This is a genomic window from Streptomyces cyslabdanicus, assembly GCF_052663305.1.
Window position 1 is genome coordinate 264,673 of the sequence record NZ_JBQRUW010000002.1, and the last position, 19,943, is coordinate 284,615.

Sequence of the window (19,943 nt, forward strand, 5' to 3'; positions counted from 1 at the left end):
GGACCCGGCTCCCGTCCTTCGCCCCGCCCCCGTCTCACGTGCTCTGCGGGGTCAGCCGCGCCTTGTTCTGCGCCCTGACGCCGTCGGCGCCAGAGCTGATGGCGCTGCCCTGGACCCACTTCTGCCAGGGCATGTTCCAGTCGCCGAAGCCGTTGTCGAAGAGTTCCATCTCGTGGCCGGCGGAGTTGACGACCTGGACCAGGTCGCCCTCGTGGATCGTGTTGAAGAACCAGGAGGCGTTGGGGGTGCTCATGCCGGTGCAGCCGTGGCTGACGTTGGCCGATCCCTGGGAGCCGACGGACCACGGGGCGGCGTGGACGTACTCACCGCTCCAGGTGACCCGGGTGGCGTAGTACACGGGCAGGTCGTACGAGTCCGAGGAGCCCGCGGCGATGCCGACGGTGGAGCTCTTCATCTGTACGTAGTACTGCTTGGCCAGGACCACCTTGATCCCGTTGCGGGTCTCGAAACCGGGCTTGCCGGTGGTGATGGGGATCTCCTTGATCTTCTCGTCGTTCTTGTAGACCGTCATCAGGTGCTTGGCGGCGTCCGTGAGCGCCACGACGCGGTCACCCGTGGTGATCTTCAGCGGTTTGGCCTTGCCGCCCCGCAGCCGGTCGCTGATCTTGATGTTCTCCAGGTTGCTGTGTACCTCGACGGTGGCGTGGGCGGGCCAGTAGTCCTGCGGGCGGTAGTGGAGTTCCTTGTCGCTCACCCAGTACCAGGAGCCCTGCACGGCGGGTTGGGAGTCGACCCTGAGGGCGCGCTCGACGACGGCCCGCTGGGCCTTGTCCTTGATGGGCTGGTCGAGTTCGGCCGTGATGGGCTGGCCGACGCCGTAGGTGCCCGCCTCCGGCCCGAACTTGACGTTCACGAGCTGTTGGCCCTTGGGCTTGTCCGTGTCCATCGTGAGGACCTTGCGGCCCGGTCTTCCGGCCTCGTCCTCGGTGCTCACCCGGATCGTGTAGTGGGCGCCCGCGGCCAGCGGTGAGGTGCTGTGCCAACGGCTGCCGTCGGCGTCCAGTTCGCCGGAGACGTAGCGCCCCGTGGCGTCCATGGCCGTGACGTCGGTGATCCGTCCGTCGCCGCCCTGAGTCGTGACTTCCAGGGGCTTGTCCGGGTCGGCCTTCTTCCCGGCTTCCTGGGGGCCGCTGAAGGAGATCTGGTCCGCCGCGTCGTACGGGTTGGCGGCCAGCGGGTTGCCGTCCGCGCCGCAGGCGGTGGCACTCGTCCCGATGGCGGCGACCAGCAGGGCGGCTCCCGCTCCGCGGGAAATCACTGTGGTGCTCATGCCCTCACGCTAAGGACCTTCGTCACCTCCGGCGCGGTGGATCACCCGTTCGAGGGAATTTCGGCGAGGCTTGCTGAGCCAAAAGAAGGAGTCCGGACTCTCCAGGTGGAGAGTCCGGACTCCCTGGTGTTCAGCGATGCCCGACGCGGGTCACTGGGTGCGGTTCTCACCGCGGTAGTACTCGAAGACCCAGCCCCAGACGGAGATCATGATGATGGGCGCCGCGAAGTACACGAGCCACCAGCCGACCGCGATGCCGAGGAAGGCCAGCGCGCCACCGATACCCAGGCCGAGCGGCTGCCAGCTGTGCGGGCTGAAGAAGCCCAACTCGCCGGCGTCGTCCGCGACATCGGCCTCCTTGTCGTCCTGAGCGCCCACGTCGACCCGCCGGGCCGTGAAGCCCAGGTAGAAGCCGATCATGATGCTCAGGCCGAAGGCCATGAAGAGAGCCGTCGCGCCGACCGCTTCCTTCGACCACACGCCGTAGACGATGGCGGTGATGAGCAGGAAGGCGCTCAGCCACATGAACAACTTGCCCTGGATCTTCACTTGCCGGCCTCCTTGCCGCCAGCGAGGGCCTTCTCAGCGTGACCGGCGTTCTGGAGCTGGTCCAGCGCGGCGATCTCGGGGTGGTGCAGGTCGAATGCCGGGGATTCGCTGCGAATCCGGGGCAGGGTGAGGAAGTTGTGCCGCGGCGGCGGGCAGGAGGTCGCCCACTCCAGGGAGCGGCCGTAGCCCCACGGGTCGTCGACGCCGACCGGCTTGCCGTACTTGGCCGTCTTCCAGATGTTGTAGAAGAACGGCAGGATCGACAGGCCGAGCACGAACGAGAAGATCGTCGACACCGTGTTCAGCGCGGTGAAGCCGTCGGCCGCCAGGTAGTCGGCGTACCGGCGCGGCATGCCCTCCACACCCAGCCAGTGCTGGACCAGGAAGGTGCCGTGGAAGCCGATGAACAGCAGCCAGAAGGTGATCTTGCCGAGCCGCTCGTCGAGCATCTTGCCGGTGAACTTCGGCCACCAGAAGTGGAAGCCGGCGAACATCGCGAACACCACGGTGCCGAAGACGACGTAGTGGAAGTGCGCCACCACGAAGTACGAGTCCGAGATGTGGAAGTCCAGCGGCGGCGCCGCCAGGATCACACCGGTCAGACCACCGAAGACGAAGGTGATCAGGAAGCCGGTCGCCCACAGCATCGGCGTCTCGAAGGAGAGGCTGCCCTTCCACATGGTGCCGACCCAGTTGAAGAACTTCACACCGGTCGGGACCGCGATCAGGAAGGTCATGAAGGAGAAGAACGGCAGGAGCACGCCGCCGGTCACGTACATGTGGTGCGCCCACACCGTCACCGACAGGCCGGCGATGGCGATCGTCGCGCCGATCAGGCCCATGTAGCCGAACATCGGCTTCCGGGAGAAGACCGGGATGATCTCACTGACGATGCCGAAGAACGGCAGCGCGATGATGTACACCTCGGGGTGCCCGAAGAACCAGAACAGGTGCTGCCACAGCAGCGCACCGCCGTTGGCCGCGTCGAAGACGTGGGCGCCGAACTTGCGGTCCGCCTCCAGCGCGAGCAGCGCGGCGGCCAGCACCGGGAAGGCCAGCAGGACCAGCACCGCGGTCAGCAGCACGTTCCACACGAAGATCGGCATGCGGAACATGGTCATGCCCGGCGCGCGCATGCAGATGATCGTGGTGATGAAGTTGACCGAGCCGAGGATCGTACCGAAACCGGACAGGGCCAGACCCATGATCCACAGGTCGCCACCGAGGCCCGGCGAGTGCACCGCGTCGGACAGCGGGGCGTAGGCGAACCAGCCGAAGTCGGCCGCGCCCTGCGGGGTGAGGAAGCCGCCCACCGCGATCAGCGAGCCGAGCAGGTACAGCCAGTAGGCGAACATGTTCAGCCGCGGGAAGGCGACGTCCGGGGCGCCGATCTGCAGCGGCATGATCCAGTTCGCGAAGCCCGCGAACAGCGGCGTCGCGAACATCAGCAGCATGATCGTGCCGTGCATCGTGAACGCCTGGTTGAACTGCTCGTTCGACATGAGCTGCATGCCGGGACGGGCCAGTTCGGCGCGCATGAGGAGCGCCATCACGCCGCCGATGCAGAAGAACGCGAAGGCGGTGACGAGGTACAGCGTTCCGATGGTCTTGTGGTCGGTGGTCGTCAGCCACTTCACCACGAGATTGCCCGGTTGCTTGCGCCGGACCGGCAGCTCGCTCTCGTAAGAGTCCTCAGCTGCCGCGGCACCCTGAGGTTCGTTGAGGATGCTCACAGGTTGTTCGTCTCCCGGTTCTTCTCGTGGCTCGTCTGCGCGATGCCTGCGGGAACGTAACCGGTCTGCCCCTTCTTGGCGAGGTCCTTGAGGTGCTGCTCGTAGCGCTCGGGCGAGACGACCTTCACGTTGAACAGCATCCGGGAGTGGTCCTGGCCGCACAGCTCGGCGCACTTGCCCCGGAAGGTGCCCTCCATGGTGGGGGTCACCTGGAAGGAGTTGGTGTGGCCGGGGATGACGTCCTGCTTCATCAGGAACGGCAGCACCCAGAAGGAGTGGATGACGTCCCGCGAGGTGAGGATGAAGCGGACCGTCTTGCCCTTGGGCAGCCACATGGTGGGACCGGGGTTGCCGTTCTGCGGGTTCCGCGTCCCCGGGATGCCGTAGTCGTAGACACCGCCGGCGCTCGCCGGGAAGTCCGTCTTGAACCGGTCCGGAATCGCGGCCAGGTTCTTGTCGGTCTTCGCGTCGCCCGACGAACCGGCGACGGGCTCGATGTAGTTGAAGGCCCAGCTCCACTGGTAGCCGACGACGTTCACCGTGACGTCCGGCTTCTTGGAGGTGATGTCCATGAGCTTGGACTCGTCACGGGCCGTGAAGTAGAAGAGCACCGAGACGATGACGAGGGGGACCACCGTGTACAGCGCCTCGATGGGCATGTTGTACCGGGTCTGCGGGGGAACCTCTACCTTGGTGCGGCTGCGCCGGTGGAAGAAAGCACTCCACAGGATCAGACCCCACACCAGGCAGCCGACGGCGAGCGCGGCCGCCCAGGACCCCTGCCACAGCGAGAGGATCCTGGGAGCCTCTTCCGTGGTCGGGGTGGGCATACCCAGCCGGGGAAAGTCCTTGTATGTGCAACCGGTTGCGGTCGCCAGGACCAGGCCCGCAGTCAGTGCCTGCAGCAGCTTCCGCCGCATCGGGCGCCGCGGCGAGCGGTCGGAGCCGTTGGGACTCACGTAGCGCCTTCCCGAGAGTCTCGCCCGCGCTGTTCGGCTGCGGCCTTCTCGCTGGTCGGTCGCGGCCCCGCGTCGGGCAGGGGTTTGGATGTTTATGCGGACCAAACCCTACTGGACGCCATCCGGCGGGTCGCGGGGAGGGTGCCATACGCGCCGCGGGTCGGCCCGAAGGGGTGGGACACGGTTGCGGCACCCCACGAATTGACGGTGTTTGGGCGCCTCCGAGGCCGGGAGTGCGGCATTTGTGACGACTGCGGGATCATGGGCGGCTTGTCGTGCAGTTCCCCGCACGCCTTCGGGGCGCTTAGCGTTGGCGTGTGGCCTACTTCGACGCTGCTTCCAGTGCTCCCCTTCATCCCGTCGCCCGGCAGGCTCTGCTGGCCGCCCTCGACGAGGGGTGGGCCGATCCCGCCCGTCTGTACCGGGAGGGGCGGCGGGCCCGGCTGCTGCTGGACGCGGCCCGGGAGGCGGCCGCGGAGGCGGTGGGGTGCCGGGCCGACGAGCTGGCGTTCACCTCCTCGGGGACGCGGGCGGTGCACAGCGGGATCGCGGGAGCGCTGGCGGGTCGTCGGCGCGTCGGACGCCATCTGATCGTGTCAGCGGTCGAACACTCTTCGGTGCTCCACTCCGCCGAGGCGCACGAGGCGGACGGCGGGCCGGTCACGCGGGTGCCGGTCGACCGCCAAGGCCGGGTGGCCGTGGGCGCGTACGAGGCGGCGCTGCGGGAGGACACCGCGCTGGCCTGCCTTCAGTCGGCCAACCACGAGGTGGGCACCGAGCAGCCGGTCGCCGAGGTGGCCGCGGCGTGCCGGGCGGCGGGCGTGCCGCTGCTGGTGGACGCGGCGCAGTCGCTGGCCTGGGGCCCGGTCGGCGGCGACTGGTCGCTGCTGACGGCGAGCGCCCACAAGTGGGGCGGGCCGTCCGGGACCGGGCTGCTCGTCGTGCGCAAGGGGGTGCGGTTCGCGCCGCGCGGGCCGGTGGACGAGCGGGAGTCGGGCCGGGCGGCGGGCTTCGAGAACATCCCGGCGATCGTGGCGGCGGCGGCCGCGCTGCGGGCGGTGCGGGCGGAGGCGGCCGAGGAGGCGGTACGGCTGCGGGAGTTGACGGAGCGGATCCGGGCGCGGGTGCCGCGTCTGGTGCCGGACGTGGAGGTCGTGGGCGACCCGGCCCGCCGGCTGCCGGGGCTCGTCACCTTCTCCTGTCTCTATGTCGACGGGGAGACATTGCTGCACGAGCTGGACCGCGAGGGCTTCTCCGTGTCCTCCGGTTCGTCCTGCACGAGCAGCACGCTGACGCCGAGCCATGTCCTCAGGGCGATGGGTGTGCTGAGCGAGGGCAATGTGCGGGTCTCGCTGCCGCCCGGGACGCCGGAGGAGGAGGTCGAGCGGTTCCTCGCCGTCCTGCCGGGCGCGGTGGCGGCGGTGCGGGAGAAGCTCGGGGCTCCGGCCGGCGCGGCACCGGCCGCCGGGCGGGAGGACGCGCTGGTCGTGGACGCCCTCGGCAGGCGCTGCCCGATCCCGGTGATCGAGCTGGCCAAGGTCTTCGGGGACGTACCGGTCGGCGGCACGGTCCGCGTCCTGTCCGACGACGAGGCGGCACGGCTGGACGTTCCGGCGTGGTGCGAGATGCGCGGGCAGGAGTACGTGGGCGAGGAGCCGGCGGACGTGGGGTCGGCCTACGTCGTCCGCCGGGTCTCCTAGTGCCGCGACAGGCAACGTTTGCCCCGTCGCGACGCCCGGCACGCACTCTCGCCGCACCGGCCGAAAGCCCGAGTACATCCAGTACGAGGACTTCCGGCCGGCACTCCCCCAAGCTCTTCGAGCAGGGGGGACCCCCAGAGCACGCACCGGACGCCGCTCCTTGACGGGCAAACGTTGCCCGCCGCGGCACTAGGTTTCTCCGGGTTCCACCCGGTGCCACCCGGTTCCTTCTGTTTCCGTCTGCCTCCGTCTGCCTCCGTCCGCCCTCGCCCGACGTCCCGTCAGGAAAGGTGGGCGCGGACCTCGCGGGCCGCGTCGTCGCCGTAGGCCTTGGTGAAGCGCTCCATGAAGTGGCCGCGGCGCAGCTGGTACTCCTGGGTGCCCACGGTCTCGATCACCAGCGTGGCCAGCATGCAGCCGACCTGGGCGGCGCGCTCCTGGGAGACGCCCCAGGCGAGGCCGGAGAGGAACCCGGCACGGAAGGCGTCGCCGACGCCCGTCGGGTCGGCCTTGCGCTCCTCGTCCGGGCAGCCGACCTCGACCGGGTCCTCGCCGGCGCGCTCGATGCGCACGCCGCGCGAGCCGAGGGTGGTGACCCGGTGGCCGACGCGGGAGAGGATCTCGGCGTCGCTCCAGCCGGTCTTGGACTCGATGAGGCCCTTCTCGTACTCGTTGGAGAACAGGTACGTCGCCCCGTCCAGCAGTATCCGGATCTCGTCGCCGTTCATCCGCGCGATCTGCTGGGAGAAGTCGGCCGCGAAGGGGATGGCGCGCGAGCGGCACTCCTCGGTGTGCCGGAGCATCGCCTCCGGGTCGTCCGCACCGATCAGGACCAGGTCGAGCCCGCCGACACGGTCGGCGACGGTCTTGAGCTCGATGAGGCGGGCCTCGCTCATCGCGCCCGTGTAGAAGGAGCCGATCTGGTTGTGGTCGGCGTCGGTGGTGCACACGAACCGGGCGGTGTGCAGGGTCTCGGAGATACGGACCGAGGAGGTGTCGACGCCGTGCCGGTCCAGCCAGGCCCGGTACTCGCCGAAGTCGGGTCCGGCGGCGCCCACCAGGACCGGCCCGGTACCGAGCTGGCCCATGCCGAAGGCGATGTTGGCGCCGACCCCGCCGCGCCGGACGTCCAGCTGGTCGACCAGGAAGGAGAGCGAGACCGTGTGCAGCTGATCCGCGACGAGCTGGTCCGCGAAGCGTCCGGGGAAGGTCATGAGGTGGTCGGTGGCGATGGAGCCGGTGACTGCGATGCGCACGGCGTGGATGCTCCTGGAGTCAGGGGGGATTGACAGTTCACGCTACCCGGTCCTGGGGCCGGTGCCCACGTCGCCGCTCGCCGGGCCCCGACCGGGTCCGGACATCCCCCGCCGGGCGGCACCCGACCGGGTCTCCGTTCCGCCGTCCGTGTCCCGGCCGACGGACGGACCGGTCCCGGCCGACGTACGGGCCGGAGTCGGCCGGCTTACAGGCCGGGACCCGATCGGCTTACGGAAGGGAACCGCGCGCTCCCCCTCCACGTCCCATCGCTGTCCCCCCACCCGGGGATGCGGGATACGACCCACCGAGCATCGACCCACCACGTTGTCAGGGGCCGGTCGGATCGGGTCGGCAGCGAACAGCACCTGTGCAGGCGAAGGAGCGATGCGGTGAACACCGAGCGGCCCGACCACGACGACGAGTCCACGGACACCGCCGAGGAGACCCCGCAGGCCCCTGCGGTTCCGGATGTCACGGGAGCCCCGGATGACGACGGCCGCCCCGGTGGGAGGCACGCTTGGGGGCGGTCGCCCGTGGTGGTCGCCTCGGTTGCCGCCGCGGTGCTGCTGGTGGGCGGCGGCGGGGTGGTGCTCGCCTCGGATCCCGATGGGCGTGATCAGGGGGCGGGAGTGCCCGGCGGGCACGGCACCCCAGGGCCGCTGGTCCTCGACGGGTACTCCGCCCCGGCCGCCGGGACCGGCACAGGTGACGGCACCCCGGGCACCGGTGCCGGCACGGGTGACGGCGCGCCGAACGGCATCGCGCCGGGTGAGCCCAACCCCTACGGCACGACCTACCGGGCCACCGGCCCGCTGCCCCAGGGACCCGGCTCGGCACCGGTCTACCGGGCGCGGGGCGAGGTCACCCGGGACGAGGTGGCCGGGCTCGCCGAGGCGCTCGGCGTGAAAGGTACACCGGTGGCCGATGCCCAGGCGTGGCGGGTGGGGTCCGGGAAGGACGGTTCCGGGCCGTTCCTGCGCGTCGAGCGGACGGCGCCGGGGGCCTGGACGTTCAGCCGGTACGCGCCGGGCACCGACGACTGCAAGGGCGCGCTGTGCGGGCACGACCCGGCGGCCCCGCCCGCCCGTCCGTTGGGCGCGGCGGCGGCACTGAAGGCGGCGGCCCCGGTGCTCAAGGCCCTGGGACAGGACGACGCCAAGGTGGACGCGGATCAGGTCATGGGCGACCAGCGGGTCGTCAACGCCGATCCGCTGGTCGGCGGGCTGCCCACGTACGGCTGGACAACCGGCCTGAGCGTCGGCCGACAGGGCGAGGTGGTCGGCGGCAGCGGCCAGTTGAAGGCACCGGTGAAGGGCGACACCTACCCCGTGCTGAGCGCGCGCAGGACGCTGGACCTGATGAACGGGGCCCCGCGGACCGAGCACCGCATGGGCATCGGCGGCTGCGCCAGCCCCGTACCGCTCAAGGACCGCCTGGAGGCGCCGTGCGGGACCTCGGGCTCCGCCTCCCCCGCGCGCACCCCCGCCCCGCAGGACGCCGTCACGATCGGCAAGGCGGTCTTCGGGCTGGCCGCGCACTCCTCCGGGGGGCAGCGGATGCTCGTCCCGTCCTGGCTGTTCGAGGTGCGGGCGCCGACCGGGCAGGGCGCCGGCACCACGGTGACGTATCCGGCCGTCGCCCCGGAGTACCTGACCTCGTCGGCTCCGCCGTCCGGGCAGTCGACCCCGGCGCCGAGGAGCTCGGACGGCGCTCCGGTCACGCGTGACGTGAAGGTGACCGGATACGCCACCGAGGGCGAGGAGCTGACCGTCCGCTTCGAGGGCGGGGTGTGCGCCGACTACCGGGCCTCGGCCCGGGAGAGCTCCGGACGGGTGACGGTCACGGTGACCGAGACCACGCGGCCGGACACGGTCTGCATCCTGATCGCCAAGGTGTACCACCGCACCCTGCACCTGGACCGGCCCCTCGGCGACCGGAAGGTGGTCGGCGCGGACGGGCAGGAGATCCCCCTGGAGCAGCCGGGGGCACGGCTGCCGGAGTCGCCCTCGCTCGCCCGCTGAGGCCCGCGGGCGCGGGAACACAACAGCAGGCGGCGGCCCCATGAGAGGGCCGCCGCCTGCTGTGTCCTACCGTGCCCGTGCCCGGATCAGCTGAAGGAGTCGCCGCAGGCGCAGGAGCCGGTCGCGTTCGGGTTGTCGATCGTGAAGCCCTGCTTCTCGATGGTGTCCACGAAGTCGATGGTGGCACCGCCCAGGTAGGGGGCGCTCATGCGGTCGGTGACGACCTTGACCCCGCCGAAGTCCTTCTCCACGTCGCCGTCGAGGGAACGCTCGTCGAAGAAGAGCTGGTAGCGCAGGCCGGAGCAGCCACCGGGCTGGACGGCGACGCGCAGGGCGAGATCGTCACGGCCTTCCTGGTCGAGCAGGGCCTTGACCTTGGACGCGGCGGCGTCGGTCAGGATGATGCCGTCGGTGACGGTGGTGGTCTCGTCCGATACGGACATCTACATCTCTCCCGGGTTGTACGGAGACTGCTTGCCGACGAGTGCAACCGGCAAGGCCGCGGAATCATTCCGGGCCGGGCGTGTGCCTTTTCTCTGCTCCAGGCTCGTCCACTTCATGCTCGCACACGGGTGGGAAACCGGACAGCGGCCTGTGGACGGGGCTGGGCCGGACCGGGGCTCGTGTACCGACCGGGGTCGGGCCGGTGCGGACGGGCCGGATGCCGGGATTCACGTCACATGGACACTATGACCATCGTCAAAGTGACGTGAACCAGCTATCATAGATAGTGTCAGTTCGACGAAAAGTAGAAAGGGTGCGTGTCGTGACCACCGCCCAACCCCAGGACCTCGACGTCCAGCCGACGCCGCTCGCCCTCCTGCTGCTCGGCCGCGAGGCCGACCCGAAGAGCGAGCGCGGCGTCGAGTGCCCCGGCGACCTGCCCGCCGCGTCCGACCCGGACCTGGTGGAGCGCGCCCGGGTGGCCAAGGAGAAGCTCGGAGACAAGGTCTTCGTGCTCGGCCACCACTACCAGCGCGACGAGGTCATCCAGTTCGCCGACGTCACGGGCGACTCCTTCAAGCTGGCCCGGGACGCGGCCGCTCGCCCGGAAGCCGAGTACATCGTGTTCTGCGGTGTGCACTTCATGGCGGAGTCCGCGGACATCCTCACGTCCGACGAGCAGAAGGTGGTCCTGCCGGACCTGGCGGCCGGCTGCTCCATGGCCGACATGGCCACGGCCGAGCAGGTCGCCGAGTGCTGGGACGTGCTCACCGAGGCCGGCATCGCCGACCAGGTCGTCCCGGTGTCGTACATGAACTCCTCCGCCGACATCAAGGCCTTCACGGGCAAGCACGGCGGCACCATCTGCACGTCGTCGAACGCCGAGCGGGCGCTGGAGTGGGCCTTCGAGAAGGGCGAGAAGGTCCTGTTCCTGCCCGACCAGCACCTGGGCCGGAACACGGCGGTGCGGGACATGGGCATGTCGCTCGACGACTGCGTCGTCTACAACCCGCACAAGCCGAACGGCGGCCTGACCGCCGACGAGCTGCGGGCGGCGAAGATGATCCTGTGGCGCGGCCACTGCTCGGTGCACGGCCGCTTCAGCCTGGACTCGGTGAACGACGTCCGCGAGCGCATCCCGGGGGTGAACGTCCTGGTCCACCCGGAGTGCAAGCACGAGGTGGTCGCCGCGGCGGACCACGTCGGCTCGACGGAGCACATCATCAAGACCCTGGAGGCCGCCCCGGCCGGCTCCAAGTGGGCCATCGGCACGGAGCTGAACCTGGTGCGCCGGCTGGCGAACCGTTACGCCTCCGAGGACAAGGAGATCGTCTTCCTCGACAAGACGGTCTGCTTCTGCTCCACGATGAACCGCATCGACCTGCCCCACCTGGTCTGGGCCCTGGAGTCCCTGGCCGAGGGCAACCTGGTCAACCGCATCCAGGTGGACAAGGAGACGGAAGGCTACGCCAAGCTCGCCCTGGAGCGGATGCTGGCGCTGCCGTAGCCCCGACATCGCAGTCAGTCAGGGTGCCCCGGCCGTCTCACGGACGACCGGGGCACCCCCCTGCCCGCCTGCACGAGGACGAAACCGTCCCACCCGTGTCTTCGAGGATGCGGCGACGTTCTTAGAGATGTACTTCTTAGATACACATCCCTAAAAACCGCGAGGCATGCATGGCCCGCCCCAAGCACCGCAGCATCCCCAAGCCGTCCACCATGTTCGACCGCGACTGGGAGTGGAGCGAGCTGACGGCCTTCGCCACGGGTGAGGGCACAGGCCCCCGCCTCGGGGTCGTCTCGGGGCGTCGCCGCCAGGGCAAGAGTTTCCTGCTCCACGCCCTGGCCGAGGCAACCGGAGGCTTCTATTACGCCGCCCTGGAAGCATCGGCCGCCGAGTCGCTGCGCCTGCTGGGCGAGGCCGTCGCCCGCTACACCGACGCTCCCGTCCCACCCCGCCCCCAGGACTGGGGCGAGGCACTGGAACTCCTGTTCAACCTGGCGGCCGACCGTCCGGTGACCGTCGTCATCGACGAGTTCCCCCATCTCGTCCGCAACGACCCGTCACTCCCCTCCCGGCTCCAGGCCACCCTCGGCGTACGCGCGGGCCGCTACCTCGAACGCCACCCACGTCTGATCCTGTGCGGCAGCGCCATGTCGTTCATGGGCGGGTTACTGTCCGGCACCTCGCCGCTGTACGGCCGAGCCGGCCTGGACCTCGTGGTGCATGGGCTCGGCTACCGTGCGGCGGCGGAGTTCTGGAACATCGGGGACCCGCGACTCGCCGTTCTCACTCACTCCGTGGTCGGCGGAACTCCCGCCTACCGCCGCGAGTTCGTCGACGACGACGCTCCGGACGCACTCGGCGACTTCGACGGCTGGGTGTGCCGTACTGTCCTCAACCCCGCCCGGCCTCTGTACGGCGAAGCCGAGTTCCTGCTCGCCGCCGAGCCCGACGTGCGCGACCGCTCCCTCTACCACTCGGTCCTCGCCGCGGTCGCCACCGGCAACCACACGAGTGGCGGCATCGCGAGCACGGTCGGCCGCAAGGCCACGGACATCTCGCAGCCACTGACGGTGCTCAAACGCTGCGGCCTGCTCACCGCCGAACCGGACGCCTTCCGCGGCAACCGCAGCGCCTACCGCATCGCCGAACCCCTGATCGCCTTCCACCACGCAGTCGTACGCCCCAGCCAGACGCTGCTCGCCCACCGGCGTGGAGCCGCCGCGGTCTGGGAGCGAGCCCAGAGCACCTTCCTCAGCCAAGTCGTCGGCCCCCACTTCGAACGACTGTGCAGGGAGTGGGTCTCCTGGCACGCGGACCCGGAGACCTTCGGCGGACTGCCGATCGACGTCTCCTCGGGAAGCGTCCCCGACCCGGCCGCCCGTACCTCGCACGAGGTCGACGTCGTCGTGCACGGGGCGGTCGGCCAGGACCAGGGGATCCTGTTGTCGATCGGTGAGGCGAAGTGGAACAAGGTCATGGACGTACGCCACCTCGACCGGCTCCGTCACATCCTGGACCTGCTCTCCGCCCGCGGCCTCGACACCACCCACGCCCGCCCCGCCTGCTACAGCGGCCTCGGCTTCACCCCGGCCCTCCAGGCCGCGGCAGCCCGGGACGAAGTGATCCTCGTCGACCTGCACCGGCTCTACAGCGGCGCCTGACCCTCCCGGCGCGAGGCCGGTAGCCGGGCGCCCCGGCTCGTCGCGATTCTCAGTGTGTCCGCCAGGGCCGCGGCGAGTTGTACGCCCGTGAAGCGCAACTCCCCTGCCCCCGTCGCCTCGTCGGTGAGCAGCGGCCCGGCCTCGGTCAGGACGAACTCGGCCGAGTCGAGCAGATCCGCCTCCAGTTCGTCCGCCAGGCGGGACAAGCGGCTGCGCGGGTCGTCCGTGCTCAGGTAGCACGGGGCGCCCTCCGGTGTCGTCCACGGCAGCAACCGCAGCGGCGTACCGTCCCGTCCGTCGCGGATCATCCCGTCGCTCCTCTCGGTCGGATCCGGCCATTCCGCTGCGGCACCGGATCTCCTGCCATTACCTTCTGTGCCGCCATCGTCGCGCTGGGGCACCGGGCTGTAACAGGAGCGCCGCGTCCCAGCGTGGGGAACGGGACGATCAGACGAAGAGGCGAGACCGATGACGTTCAAGCCGCAGACGCTCACCCCCTACCTCTCCGCCCGCCACTACTTCGGCGCCGAGCAGCGCCGCCACCGCGAGGCCGCCGCGTTGTCGTTGCTCCAGCTCGCGGAGATCCTCAACTCCAGCAAGAGCACGCTGGCCCGCATCGAGACGGCGGAGTTGATGCCACCACCGGACCTGCCGGACCGGCTCGACGCCGCGTTCGGCGCGGACAAGCACTTCCACGGGCTGTACGAGTTGGCCAAGCGCGAGGCGCATCCGGACCAGTACCGCCGGTTCATGGACTTCGAGGCGCAGGCGGAAGTTGTCGAGAACTACGGGGCGCAGACCCTTCCGGGGCTGTTGCAGGTCCGGGAGTACGCCGACGCCCAGCTCAGCCTTCGGGAGGAGCTGCTGCCGGAGCAGGTGGAGGAGCGTGTCAACGCACGGATGTCCCGCCAGGAGAGGATCCGCTCGGCCCAGCCCCCGTTGCGGTGGGCGATCATCGACGAGTCCGTGCTCCGGCGTCCTTTCGGCGGCCCGGAGAGCATGTACAAACAACTGGCCTGGCTGCTCGAACAGATGGATACTCCGGACAGCAAGGTCCAGGTGATGCCCTTCAGTGCTGGTGGGCACTATCTGATGGGCGGCGCCCTGACCCTGCTGACCCTTCCCAACGGCTCAACCGTGGCCTACGAAGAGTGCATCGAGGTCGGTCACCTCTACGAGGACCGGGACTCGGTGAAGAAGTGGCGACGGCACTACGAAGTGCTCCGCGCCAACGCCCTCTCGCCGGCCGCCTCGGCGGAGCTGATCCGACAGGCCATGGAGGACTACAAGCCATGCGACACAGCCCTGAGCTGATCTCTGCCCGCTGGCGCCGGAGCAGCTACAGCAATGCGAACGGGGGCGAATGCGTCGAGATCGCCGAGGGCTTCCCCGGCACCGTCCCCGTCCGCGACAGCAAGACCCCCCACGGCCCCGTGCTCGTCGTCCCGGCCGCCGCCTGGGACGCTTTCGTCAGCTCGCTGAAGGCATGAGAAAACGGCCGGGTCTCCTTCGAGACCCGGCCGTTCGCTGTGTCATGTGCCGTTACACGCCCGCGGGTTCCAGCACCTTGTCCTCGCGGACCTCACGCTTCGCCGCCCGCTTCTTCGCGCGGCGCTCCTTGCGGAGTTCCAGCATCGCGTAGAGCGTCGGGACCAGCAGCAGGGTCAGCAGGGTGGAGGTGATCAGGCCGCCGATCACGACCACGGCCAGCGGCTGGGCGATGAAACCGCCCTCGCCGGTGACACCCAGGGCCATCGGGAGCAGGGCGAAGATCGTGGCCAGCGCCGTCATGAGGATGGGGCGCAGACGGTGGCGGCCGCCTTCCACGACCGCCTCGACGATCCCGTACCCCTGGCTGCGGTACTGGTTGATCAGGTCGATCAGCACGATCGCGTTCGTCACCACGATGCCGATCAGCATCAGCATGCCGATCATCGCGGGGACGCCCATCGGCGTACCGGTGACGATCAGCAGGCCGAGCGCGCCGGTGGCGGCGAACGGAATGGACACCAGCAGGATCAGCGGCTGCGCCAGCGACCGGAAGGTGCCCACCAGCAGCATGAAGACGATCGCGATCGCCGCCAGCATGGCCAGGCCGAGGTTCTTGAAGGCGTCGTCCTGGTCGGAGGTGACGCCCCCGATCTCGGCTGTCGCGCCCGCGGGCAGCTTGAGGTCCTTGATCTTCGACTGGAGGTCCATGCTGACCGCACCGGTGTTGTCACCGGTCGGCTTGGCCGTGATCGTGGCGGCGCGCTGACCGTCGATGCGGGTCATCGACACCGGGCCGTCGACCAGCTTGACGGTCGCGATGTCGCCCAGCTTCACCGGGCCGAGCCGCAGGTTCTTCAGCTCGTCCAGGGTGGTCGCCGGCTTCGCCGACTGGATGACGACGTTGCGCTCGGTGTCGTCCAGGGTCGCCTTGGCGACCATGCTGCCCTTGACCGCCTGGGTGACGGCCATGCCGAGGCTCTGGTCGGTGAAGCCGGCCGCCGCCGCCTTGGAGTTGGCCCGCACCGAGATGCGCGGCACGCTCTGCGATAGGTCGCTGGTGACGTCGGTGACGTGGTCCAGGCCGGCGACCGTCTTGCGGACCTGCTCCGAGGCCTTGCGCAGCGCGTCGGCGTCGCCCGCCTTGACGACCACCTTCAGGTCCTGGCTGCCGAAGCCGCCGCCGCCGTCGGCGACCGTGACGGTACCGACGCCGGACAGCTTCTGCAGACGGTCCTCGATCCCGGCGCGGACGTCGTCGGACGACGCCGAGTCCTGAAGCATCACCTGGTACGAGGCCTGGTTGGTGTCCGTGCCGCCGCCGAAGGCCGCCATGAAGCCGGAGGAGCCGATCGTCACCTGGTAGTCCTTGACGCCGTCCACCTGCGCGAGCTCATGTTCGACCTTGCGGGCCGCGGTGTCCGTCGCCGCCAGGCTGGTGCCGGGCTTCAGCTGCTGCTTGATGCTGAGGACCTTCTCCTCGCCGGCGCTGAAGAAGTTCGTCTTGAGCAGCGGGGTCATGCCGAAGGTGGCGATCAGGACGACGACCGCGATCAGCACGCTGGTCAGGCGCCGCCGGGTGGCGAAGCGCAGGACGGGGACGTAGAGGCGCTGGAGGCGGCTGGCGGCCTCCTTCTCCTCGGCCTGGCGGCGTGCCTCCTCGGCCTGGGCGGGCGTGCCCTTCGGCGCGCGCAGGAACCAGTACGACAGCACCGGCACGACCGTCAGCGACACCAGCAGCGAGGCCAGCAGGGCCGCGGTGACGGTGAGGCTGAACGGGCCGAACAGCTCGCCCACCATGCCGCCGACCAGCCCGATCGGCAGGAACACGGCGACCGTGGTGAGCGTGGAGGAGGTCACCGCGCCGGCCACCTCGCGCACGGCGGTCATGATGGCCGTGTGGCGCTCCTCGCCGTAGCCGAGGTGGCGCTTGATGTTCTCCAGGACCACGATCGAGTCGTCGACGACCCGGCCGATGGCGATGGTCAGCGCGCCCAGCGTCAGCATGTTCAGCGACAGGTCGCGGGTCCACAGCACGATCAGCGCGAGGACGATGGAGAGCGGGATCGACACCACCGTCACCAGGGTGGAGCGGACCGAGGCCAGGAAGGCCAGGATGACCAGGACCGCGAAGAGCAGGCCGAGCGCGCCCTCGGTGGTCAGGCCGTCGATGGCCTTGGCCACGGCCGGGCCCTGGTCGCTGACGACGGTGATCTTCGCCCCGGAGCCGAGGGCGTCGCGCAGGGCGGGCAGCTTGTCCTCGACGGCGTTCGAGATGGAGACCGCGCTGCCGTCGTGGTCCATGGTGACGACGACGGAGAGGCTGGGCTTTCCGTCGGTGCGGGTGATGGAGTCGGCCTTGGCCGGCTCCTGCTTGACGGTGGCGACGTCGCCGAGCCGGACCGGCTTCTTCGGGCCCGCGGCCGCGCCGGAGCCCGCGCCGGCACCCGAGCCCTCGCCGGCGACCATCAGGTCCTGGATCTGCTTCAGCGAGGTGAACCCGCCGCCGACCTGGACGGTGCGGTTGGCGCCGTTCTCGTCGAAGGAACCGGCCGGGAGGGTGGCGCCGCCCGCCTGAAGGGCCTGGCTCAGGGCGGCGGGGCTGAGGCCGGCCGCGGCGAGCTTCTTGTCGTCCGGGGTGACGGTGACCTGGAGGTCCCGTACGCCGTTGACGGTGACCTGGCCGACGCCGGAGATGTTCTTCAGCTCCGGCACGACCGTCTTGTCGAGCTGGTCGGCCAGGGCCTGCTGGTCCTTGTCGGAGGTGACGGCGAGGACCACGGTGGGCATGTCGTCCGTGGAACCGGCGATGACCTGCGGTTCGACGTCGCCCGGGAGCTGGGCGCGGGCCCGGTTGACGGCCTGCTGGACGTCGGCGACGAGCTGCTTGGTGTTGTTGCCGTACGTGAAGGACGCCATGATCATGGCGTTGCCCTCACTGGCCGTGGAGGTGACGCCGGTGATGCCGTCGACGGCCTTGAGGCTGTTCTCGAGCGGCTCGACGACCTGCTTCTCCACCACGTCCGGGGACGCACCCTGGTAGGGCGCCAGCACGGACACCATGGGGAGGTCGATGCTGGGCAGCAGCTGCTGCTTGAGCTGGGGTATGGCGATCGCCCCGAAGACGAGCGCGACGATCGACATCAGCCCGATCAGGGCCCGTTGCGCGAGGCTGAATCTGGACAGCCAGGACATGGGTGAGGGTCTCGATTCTGTGAACGGCGAAGCGGCACGGGCGCACAGCAGGCGCCACCCCTACACCTTCGGGCACGGGCGGACGGCGATCCGTAGCCCCCTGGTCCATTTCCGCGCGCGGCGTCTACTCCGGGCGCAGTACGCCCGTACCGAGGGCGCTACGCCCCGCGACGTACCGGGGCATGCGACCGCGCGGGCCGCGCTCACTCCGCCCGGGGACGCACGAGTCCGGACTCGTAGGCGATGACGACGAGCTGAGCCCGGTCGCGGGCGCCCAGCTTGGCCATGGCCCGGTTGACGTGGGTCTTCACGGTCAGCGGGCTGACCTCCAGGCGTTCGGCGATCTCGTCGTTGGAGTGTCCGCCGGCGACCTGGACGAGCACCTCGCGCTCCCGCACGGTCAGCGCGTCCAGCCGGGTGGGGCGGGCCGGGTCGCGGCCGTCGTCCGCCGCGTCGCCCTGCGCGAGGAAGCGGGCGATCAGGCCCTTGGTGGCCACCGGGGACAGCAGCGCCTCTCCCTGCGCCGCGACCCGGATGGCGCTCAGCAGTTCCTCGGGTTCGCTGCCCTTGCCGAGGAAGCCGCAGGCGCCCGCGCGCAGCGACCGCACCACGTAGTCGTCCACCTCGAAGGTGGTCAGGATGACCACGTGCACCTGGGCGAGGGAGGGGTCGGCGCTGATCATGCGGGTGGCCGCGAGGCCGTCGGTGCCGGGCATGCGGATGTCCATCAGCACCACGTCGGCCCGCCGCTCCTTGGCGAGCCGTACCGCCTCCGCGCCGTCGGACGCCTCCCCCACCACCTCCATGTCCGGCTCGGAGTCGACGAGCACCCGGAAGGCGCTGCGCAGGAGTGCCTGGTCGTCGGCGAGCAGGACACGGATCGTCATACGGGGTCCCCCGGGGCACGCGTGCGGGTCTCGACCGGCAGGATCGCATGGACGCGGAAGCCGCCGCCGTAGCGGGGGCCGGTGGTGAGGGTGCCGGCCAGGGCGGTGACCCGCTCGCGCATGCCCAGCAGTCCGTGTCCGCCGCCCGTCTGCGGTCCCGCGGTCTCGCCGGCCCCGTCGTCCAGGACCGTGATCTCGATGTGCGGTCCGACGCGTACGACGCTGACCTCGGCCTTCGCCCGGGTGCCTGCGTGTTTCTGCACATTGGTGAGGGCTTCCTGGACGACCCGGAACGCGGCCAGGCCGACGGCGGCCTGGAGGATGGTGCCGTGGTCGGCGCGGGCGACCTCGACGTGCAGTCCGGCGCTGCGGAAGGTGCCGACGAGCTCGTCGAGGCGGTCCAGGCCGGGGGCCGGTTCCGTGGGGGCCTCCGGGTCGCCGGACTGCCGGAGCAGGCCCACGGTGGCGCGCAGTTCGTCGAGCGCGGAGCGGCTGGCCTCCCGGACGTGGCCGAGGGCCTCCTTGGCCTGGTCGGGCCGCTTGTCCATGACGTGGGCGGCCACCCCGGCCTGCACGTTGACCAGGGCGATGTGGTGGGCGACGACGTCGTGCAGGTCGCGGGCGATGCGCAGGCGTTCCTCGGCGACCCGGCGGCGGGCCTCCTCCTCACGGGTGCGCTCGGCGCGCTCGGCCCGCTCCCTGATGGCGTGCACGAAGGCGCGTCGGCTGCGAACGGCGTCCCCGCCGGCGGCGGCCATGCCGGTCCAGGCGAAGATCGCCAGGTTCTCCTGCGCGTACCAGGGCATCGGCCCGGCGAGCATGGCGGCGCCGGTCAGCACGGTCATGGCGGTCAGGCCCAGACGCAGGGTGGTGAGGCGGTCGGTGACGGCCGCGACGGTGAAGAGGGCGACCACGGCGGACATGGCGACGGGGGCGCGGGGGTCCCCGGTGACGAACTCGACGACCGACATGGTGCCGGTGAGGGCGAGGACGGTGCGGGGGGCGCGGCGGCGGAGGACGAGGGCGGCGGCGCCGAGGACCATGAGGACCAGGCTGAGCAGCTCGGGCCGGCGCACCCCCCAGCTGACGGCGTGGTCGCCGCGCGGGCCCACGAAGGAGCCGACCACCATGCACACGAGGACGCAGGCCGCGAGGGCCGCGTCCAGCGCGAAGGGGTGCGCCTTCAGCCGGCATCGGGCGCGGTCGAGGGTGGTCACGCCTGTCTACGGTACGGGGTGGCCCGCCGTACGG

Annotated in this window: 16 protein-coding genes; 6 read left to right on the forward strand and 10 right to left on the reverse strand. The window is 70.3% G+C overall.

Going from position 1 to position 19,943, the window contains the following annotated elements:
* Window positions 1–34 precede the first annotated feature (34 nt).
* The 4 genes from ACTYVM_RS01795 to ctaC form a co-directional block, all read right to left on the reverse strand.
* The gene (locus ACTYVM_RS01795; protein ID WP_445524179.1) at window positions 35–1,291 is read right to left on the reverse strand and encodes a L,D-transpeptidase; all 1,257 of its coding nucleotides are present in this window, start codon (window positions 1,289–1,291) and stop codon (window positions 35–37) included.
* Window positions 1,292–1,441: 150 nt separating this feature from the next.
* Window positions 1,442–1,840, reverse strand: a complete 399-nt coding sequence (locus tag ACTYVM_RS01800) for a cytochrome c oxidase subunit 4 (RefSeq protein ID WP_445524180.1) — start codon at window positions 1,838–1,840, stop codon at window positions 1,442–1,444.
* On the reverse strand, window positions 1,837–3,573 hold the full coding sequence (ctaD, locus tag ACTYVM_RS01805; RefSeq protein ID WP_445524181.1) for an aa3-type cytochrome oxidase subunit I: 1,737 nt from the start codon (window positions 3,571–3,573) through the stop codon (window positions 1,837–1,839). Before ctaD ends, ACTYVM_RS01800 begins: the two co-directional genes overlap by 4 nt.
* Entirely contained in the window at window positions 3,570–4,532 is a 963-nt protein-coding gene (gene ctaC, locus ACTYVM_RS01810; protein WP_445524182.1) for an aa3-type cytochrome oxidase subunit II, read from the reverse strand. Before ctaC ends, ctaD begins: the two co-directional genes overlap by 4 nt.
* A gap of 317 nt (window positions 4,533–4,849) precedes the next feature.
* Between ctaC and ACTYVM_RS01815 the strand changes: the two genes are divergently transcribed.
* Entirely contained in the window at window positions 4,850–6,232 is a 1,383-nt protein-coding gene (locus ACTYVM_RS01815; protein WP_445524183.1) for a cysteine desulfurase/sulfurtransferase TusA family protein, read from the forward strand.
* 281 nt (window positions 6,233–6,513) lie between these two features.
* Here ACTYVM_RS01815 and ACTYVM_RS01820 read toward each other — a convergent pair whose 3' ends face one another.
* The gene (locus tag ACTYVM_RS01820) at window positions 6,514–7,488 is read right to left on the reverse strand and encodes a carbohydrate kinase family protein (protein ID WP_445524184.1); all 975 of its coding nucleotides are present in this window, start codon (window positions 7,486–7,488) and stop codon (window positions 6,514–6,516) included.
* A 390-nt stretch (window positions 7,489–7,878) separates the two neighbouring features.
* Here ACTYVM_RS01820 and ACTYVM_RS01825 point away from each other — a divergent pair, with 390 nt between their 5' ends.
* Window positions 7,879–9,510, forward strand: a complete 1,632-nt coding sequence (locus ACTYVM_RS01825) for a hypothetical protein (RefSeq protein WP_445524185.1) — start codon at window positions 7,879–7,881, stop codon at window positions 9,508–9,510.
* A gap of 86 nt (window positions 9,511–9,596) precedes the next feature.
* On the opposite strand, the gene ACTYVM_RS01830 is transcribed toward ACTYVM_RS01825, so the two are convergent.
* Window positions 9,597–9,953: a HesB/IscA family protein gene (locus tag ACTYVM_RS01830; protein WP_006135694.1), complete on the reverse strand. Its 357-nt coding sequence runs from the start codon at window positions 9,951–9,953 to the stop codon at window positions 9,597–9,599.
* Window positions 9,954–10,267: 314 nt separating this feature from the next.
* Here ACTYVM_RS01830 and nadA point away from each other — a divergent pair, with 314 nt between their 5' ends.
* Together nadA and ACTYVM_RS01840 are read left to right on the forward strand one after the other, a co-directional pair.
* The gene (gene nadA / locus ACTYVM_RS01835; protein WP_445524186.1) at window positions 10,268–11,461 is read left to right on the forward strand and encodes a quinolinate synthase NadA; all 1,194 of its coding nucleotides are present in this window, start codon (window positions 10,268–10,270) and stop codon (window positions 11,459–11,461) included.
* 170 nt (window positions 11,462–11,631) lie between these two features.
* Window positions 11,632–13,122, forward strand: coding sequence for an AAA family ATPase (locus ACTYVM_RS01840; RefSeq protein ID WP_445524187.1), 1,491 nt, complete (start codon window positions 11,632–11,634; stop codon window positions 13,120–13,122).
* On the opposite strand, the gene ACTYVM_RS01845 is transcribed toward ACTYVM_RS01840, so the two are convergent.
* The gene (locus ACTYVM_RS01845; RefSeq protein WP_445524188.1) at window positions 13,107–13,430 is read right to left on the reverse strand and encodes a hypothetical protein; all 324 of its coding nucleotides are present in this window, start codon (window positions 13,428–13,430) and stop codon (window positions 13,107–13,109) included. The genes ACTYVM_RS01840 and ACTYVM_RS01845 overlap by 16 nt on opposite strands.
* Window positions 13,431–13,590: 160 nt before the next feature.
* Between ACTYVM_RS01845 and ACTYVM_RS01850 the strand changes: the two genes are divergently transcribed.
* Window positions 13,591–14,436 (forward strand): DUF5753 domain-containing protein, encoded by an 846-nt coding sequence (locus ACTYVM_RS01850; protein ID WP_445524189.1) that lies wholly within the window; start codon window positions 13,591–13,593, stop codon window positions 14,434–14,436.
* Window positions 14,415–14,612 (forward strand): DUF397 domain-containing protein, encoded by a 198-nt coding sequence (locus ACTYVM_RS01855; protein WP_445524190.1) that lies wholly within the window; start codon window positions 14,415–14,417, stop codon window positions 14,610–14,612. Before ACTYVM_RS01850 ends, ACTYVM_RS01855 begins: the two co-directional genes overlap by 22 nt.
* A gap of 52 nt (window positions 14,613–14,664) precedes the next feature.
* Here ACTYVM_RS01855 and ACTYVM_RS01860 read toward each other — a convergent pair whose 3' ends face one another.
* The 3 genes from ACTYVM_RS01860 to ACTYVM_RS01870 all read right to left on the reverse strand — a co-directional run bounded on the left by ACTYVM_RS01860 (window position 14,665) and on the right by ACTYVM_RS01870 (window position 19,909).
* A complete protein-coding gene (locus ACTYVM_RS01860) occupies window positions 14,665–17,805 on the reverse strand; it encodes an efflux RND transporter permease subunit (protein ID WP_445524191.1) in 3,141 nt (1,046 codons plus the stop codon).
* Between the two features lie 203 nt (window positions 17,806–18,008).
* On the reverse strand, window positions 18,009–18,692 hold the full coding sequence (locus ACTYVM_RS01865) for a response regulator (RefSeq protein ID WP_445524192.1): 684 nt from the start codon (window positions 18,690–18,692) through the stop codon (window positions 18,009–18,011).
* Window positions 18,689–19,909, reverse strand: a complete 1,221-nt coding sequence (locus tag ACTYVM_RS01870; protein WP_445524193.1) for a sensor histidine kinase — start codon at window positions 19,907–19,909, stop codon at window positions 18,689–18,691. Before ACTYVM_RS01870 ends, ACTYVM_RS01865 begins: the two co-directional genes overlap by 4 nt.
* Window positions 19,910–19,943 lie beyond the last annotated feature (34 nt).